At 73.5% G+C, this 4,088-nt stretch carries 6 protein-coding genes; 2 read left to right on the top strand and 4 right to left on the bottom strand.

Annotated features, from left to right (window positions below):
- On the bottom strand, positions 1–917 hold a 917-nt coding region (locus ACFWIC_RS40805; protein WP_380522241.1), incomplete at its 3' end, for a DUF4331 family protein.
- A gap of 260 nt (positions 918–1,177) precedes the next feature.
- On the opposite strand from ACFWIC_RS40805, the gene ACFWIC_RS40800 reads away from it, so the two are divergent.
- Positions 1,178–1,840 (top strand): SGNH/GDSL hydrolase family protein, encoded by a 663-nt coding sequence (locus ACFWIC_RS40800; RefSeq protein WP_380364570.1) that lies wholly within the window; start codon positions 1,178–1,180, stop codon positions 1,838–1,840.
- 42 nt (positions 1,841–1,882) lie between these two features.
- Here the strand turns inward: ACFWIC_RS40800 and ACFWIC_RS40795 are convergent, their stop codons facing one another.
- The 3 genes from ACFWIC_RS40795 to ACFWIC_RS40785 are packed head-to-tail and all read right to left on the bottom strand — an operon-like array spanning position 1,883 to position 3,145.
- Positions 1,883–2,293 carry a DUF3052 domain-containing protein gene (locus ACFWIC_RS40795; RefSeq protein ID WP_329878320.1) on the bottom strand — a complete coding sequence of 137 codons (411 nt, stop codon included), beginning with the start codon at positions 2,291–2,293 and terminating at the stop codon, positions 1,883–1,885.
- Positions 2,290–2,445, bottom strand: coding sequence for a hypothetical protein (locus tag ACFWIC_RS40790; RefSeq protein WP_329950894.1), 156 nt, complete (start codon positions 2,443–2,445; stop codon positions 2,290–2,292). Before ACFWIC_RS40790 ends, ACFWIC_RS40795 begins: the two co-directional genes overlap by 4 nt.
- Positions 2,446–2,485: 40 nt before the next feature.
- Positions 2,486–3,145 (bottom strand): TetR/AcrR family transcriptional regulator, encoded by a 660-nt coding sequence (locus ACFWIC_RS40785; protein WP_380364567.1) that lies wholly within the window; start codon positions 3,143–3,145, stop codon positions 2,486–2,488.
- Between the two features lie 183 nt (positions 3,146–3,328).
- Between ACFWIC_RS40785 and ACFWIC_RS40780 the strand changes: the two genes are divergently transcribed.
- The gene (locus ACFWIC_RS40780; protein WP_380522239.1) at positions 3,329–4,021 is read left to right on the top strand and encodes an SRPBCC family protein; all 693 of its coding nucleotides are present in this window, start codon (positions 3,329–3,331) and stop codon (positions 4,019–4,021) included.
- Positions 4,022–4,088 lie beyond the last annotated feature (67 nt).

The raw sequence follows: 4,088 nt of genomic DNA, 5'->3' as shown, positions 1-4,088 counted from the left end.
GTGTGCGGCGGGACGTGGTCCGAGGTGACCTTGCCCCCCGACACCATCGCCAGACGCGCCGAGGTCACGTCATCGGTGAGCGTGCGGCCGTTCGGGTAGACGGCCGGGCGGGAGCGGTCGTAGCGGAGGATGTCGGGCAGGACGAGCTTCAGCGTCTCGGTGGCGGCGTCGGTGGTGTAGTCGCCGGTGTGCTGGAGGACCGCCGTCCAGGCCTCGCGGTAGTTGGTCCAGTCGTCGGCCGGCTCGCCCGCGTTGTAGGCGTCCTTCACCTCCTCCGCGTTGAAGTACGCGGTGAGGGAGGGGTGGGCGCCCCGGTCGACGGAGACCAGCTGCCCGTCGACGTGCAGGCTGACCCGGGCCCAGAGGCCGATCTCCGCCTCGGTGCCGAGGTCGGCGTCCGGCACTTCGAGCGCGATACCGAGGACGTTGGCGTTCGCCATGGCGTCCCGGCCCGTCCAGGTGAAGTTGTCGACGATCCCTTCGAGGTCGGCGAAGAAGGGGTCGCTGCGCAGGCCGACGGAGAGCTTGCGTCCGTCGGCCTCGACGACGTGCGGGGCGTCGCCGAACGTCACCGGGGCGTCGGGGAAGAGGACGTCGCCGCCCGCCTCGTGCTTCTGGGCCGCGTCGCCGGTGGCACGGCGGACCGTGACGGTCTGGCCGCCGGAGGCGTCGGGGGCGGAGAAGGTGAAGGAGTAGGCGATGTCGGCCCGGTGGTCGCCGTCGGTGTCGACGTTGAGGCGGTAGACGGCGTCCGGGTGGAAGGCGGCGCCGGGGACGGCCGCGTACGGGTGCGCGTCCAGGACGAGGACGGTGCGGCCGGGGTCGCCGGCGGCCGGGAAGGCGAACAGGTCGGTGAGGTCGAGCCGGGCATCGCCGCGCGGGGAGCGGAGGTGGGGGCCGCTGAGGTGGTGGGACATGGCCGCAGTGGTACCAGGACGGCCGGGGCGGCGACCGGAGGACACCCGCGCGGAAGGCCGCCGTCCGCCGGATGGCGGACGGCGAGGAGTTCGCGAGGAGAGGTCGGGTGGGAACCGGACCCGTGCTCGCGGCTCCGGCCGCAAGCTCCGAGCGGGCCGGCGGCTTGCGGCTCGGCGATTCGGGAACACGAGGTTCCGTCCCGTCCCCCGGCGAACTCCCCCGGTGAACCCCTCCTGCCCGACTCGAACAAGGAGCACAGATGACGATCACCCTCCGCCCGGGAACCAGGGTGATGTTCACCGGGGACTCGATCACCGACGGCCTGCGGCTGGCGAGCGAGGACGGCCTCGGGTTCGGCTACCCGCTGCGCGTCGCGGGCGAGTGGGGCCTCAGGCACCCGGACCGGCCCGTGACCTGGCTGAACACCGGGATCGGGGGCCACAAGGTGAGGGACCTGGAAGCCCGCTGGCAGGCAGACGTGCTCGACGCCCGCCCGGACGTGGTGTCGATCCTCGTCGGCGTCAACGACATGGGCTGGCACACGCTCGACCCGAACGGCCGCGTGATCCCCGCCGAGGAGTTCGCAGCGGGCTACCGCCGACTGCTCGCGCCGCTGGCCGGGGCGGGCACGGAGCTGATCCTCGTCGAACCGTTCCTGCTGCCGATCAGCGGCAGCGTCAGGACGCGCCACGCGGAGGTCGACGACGCGGTCCGGAAGGAGTGGCGGGCCGACCTGGACCCGAAGATCCAGGTCGTGCGCGAGCTCGCCGAAGCCTACGGCGCGCACCTGCTCGCGGCGGACGCCATGTTCACCGAGCTCGCCGCGGCGACCGGTCCGGAGTACTGGGCCGCGGACGGCGTGCACCCGACGCCGGCCGGTCACGCCGCACTCGCGTCGGCCTGGCTGCGCCTGGTCGCGTGACCGCCGCTAGGGCTTGCCCCGGCCCCGGCCCCGGGGCGAGCCCTAGCGGCGGGCCGACCGGGGGGCCACGAGCCTGGTGGCGGTCCAGTCGCCGCCCGCGGAGAAGGCGCCCGTCTGCTGGAGGCCCGCCGTGGGGGCACTCTCGCCGATCTCCGAGGGCTCCACGTAGCCCGGCCGTCCCGACTTCGGGGTCAGGACGAACACGACTCCCCTGTCGGCCAGCAGCGTTCGCGCGTCCACGAGCAGATCCACCAGGTCGCCGTCACCGTCGCGGAACCAGAGGAGCGCGACGTCGACGACGACGTCGGCCTCCCCCTCGACGAGGGCGCTGCCCGACCGCTCGGCCACCGCGTCGCGGACGTCGTGGTCGACGTCCTCCTCGTAGCCCAGCTCCAGGACCACCGTGCCCGACTCGATCCCGAGCCGATCCGCCACGCTCGCCTGCGTCGTCATCCCGAACTCCTCCAGTGCGCAAGGGGCGACCGGTCGACCGCCGCAGCCATGGTCGCCGCCGGACCGCCCGGCCGGGTGCCGATGCCACACCCCGGCGGAAAGTGATCGATCTTGTTCGAGCCCGACACCTCCTCGCACAGGAAGTCGACCACGTCGACTTCCTGTGCGACTGCGGCAACTGCCGGGGCGGCGTCAGGCCCGGTGCGCCAGCAGCTCCTCCAGCTCGGCCGCGAAGAGCCGCGCCGGATCGAAGCCCATGCCGGCGAAGTGGCCGGCGAGTTCCAGTGACAGCACGCCGTGCAGGCGGGTCCAGACGGTCAGGAACCGGTGGAGCACCTCGGGCGGGGCGGGGTGGCCGCCGGCCCAGTCCCGGTGCTCCTCCAGGTACGCGCCGAAAGGCGTCGCGGCGGCGGGGCCGGCGGGCGCGAGCGCCGCACACGCGTCGAGCAGGGTCGTCATGATCTCGTTCGAGACGGCGGTGACGTCCTCGGGCGCCCGGTAGCCGGGGACGGGGGTGCCGTAGATGAGCAGATACCGCTGCGGGTCCACCAGGGCCCAGCCGCGCAGCGCGCCCGCCAGCCCCGCCAGGTCGGCACCGGCGGCGGCGGCCGTGCGCAGGGTGTCGGCGAGGCTCCGGTACGCCTCCCGGACGAGTTCGGTGATCAGGTCGTCGCGGCTGGCGAAGTAGCGGTAGAGCGCGGGCCCGCTCATGCCCATCTGCTTGGCGATCGCGTTGAGGGAGAGCGCGGACGCGCCCGCCGTGGCGATCTGCTCCCAGGCGCGTTCCGTGATCTCCGCGCGCACCTGGGCCCGGTAGCGCTCTCTCGGGGTGTCCGCGCCCGCCCTCGCCATGACCTGCCGCCTTCCCGCCCCCGTTCAGCTACATGCTCAAGGGTTGGCGAGAAGGTATCACGCAACCTGTTGACCTCCCTCTCAATCGTGCGTTACAACTTCTAACGAACGCATGAGTATGTAGCTCAAGCGGGAGTGCGGGGCATGGGACCCGCACTCCACCGCCCGTCAGAGGGGAACCCCATGTCCGGCATCCGCAGCACCGACCCCCGCGTTAACGGCTCCCGCGCCAACGGCTCCCGCACCGCCCGTCCTCGCCGCGTCGGAATCCGCACCGCCCTGGTCGCCGTCCCGCTCGTCGCCGGCCTCCTCGGCGGCGCCGCCGCGCCCGCCGGCGCGACCACCCCCCACCACGGCAGGTCCCTCACCTGCCAGGGCAAGGGCGTCGACCCCGACGCCCTCGTCCGCCACCGGACCGAGATCGTGATCAACGCGCCGCTGCGCACCGTCTGGAAGCTCCAGACCGACGTCGAGCGCTGGCCCGACTGGCAGGCGCCCGTGCGGACCGCGGAGCGCCTCGACCACGGGCCGCTCCACCGGGGTTCGGCCTTCCGGTGGACGACCCCGCTGCCGCCCAACCCGGCGACTCCCGCCACCAGCCTGGACATCACCTCCACCGTCCGACAGCTCCGGACCGGCTCGTGCCTCCGCTGGACCGGGCCCGCCGTCGCCGAGGGGCTGCGCATCGACGGCGTCCACGTGTGGAACTTCACGGCCGTCCGGGGTGGCGTCCGCGTCACCACCGAGGAGACCCACAGCGGTCCCCAGGTCGAGGCGAACGTCCCCTTCGCGACCGAGGTCCTCCGGTCGGGCCTGGAGTCCTGGCTGAGCGACCTGAAGACCACCGCCGAAGCGCTTGCCCACGGCCGGAGTTGACGGATCGGCTCGGAGGTTCGCCGGGGGACGCCCGCGGCCGGGCGGGCCGGCGCCGCAGGTCCGCCCG

Origin of the sequence: Kitasatospora sp. NPDC127035 (genome assembly GCF_042726075.1) — a bacterium.
Lineage (GTDB): Bacteria > Actinomycetota > Actinomycetes > Streptomycetales > Streptomycetaceae > Kitasatospora.
Note: the sequence above shows the minus strand (reverse complement) of the source record. Positions and strands in the feature narration are given on the sequence as shown.

Coding starts and splice junctions, on each gene's coding strand:
- ACFWIC_RS40800 (WP_380364570.1), top strand. CDS start 1,178: ATGACGATCACCCTCCGCCCGGGAACCAGGGTGATGTTCACCGGGGAC.
- ACFWIC_RS40795 (WP_329878320.1), bottom strand. CDS start 2,293: ATGACGACGCAGGCGAGCGTGGCGGATCGGCTCGGGATCGAGTCGGGC.
- ACFWIC_RS40785 (WP_380364567.1), bottom strand. CDS start 3,145: ATGGCGAGGGCGGGCGCGGACACCCCGAGAGAGCGCTACCGGGCCCAG.
- ACFWIC_RS40780 (WP_380522239.1), top strand. CDS start 3,329: ATGTCCGGCATCCGCAGCACCGACCCCCGCGTTAACGGCTCCCGCGCC.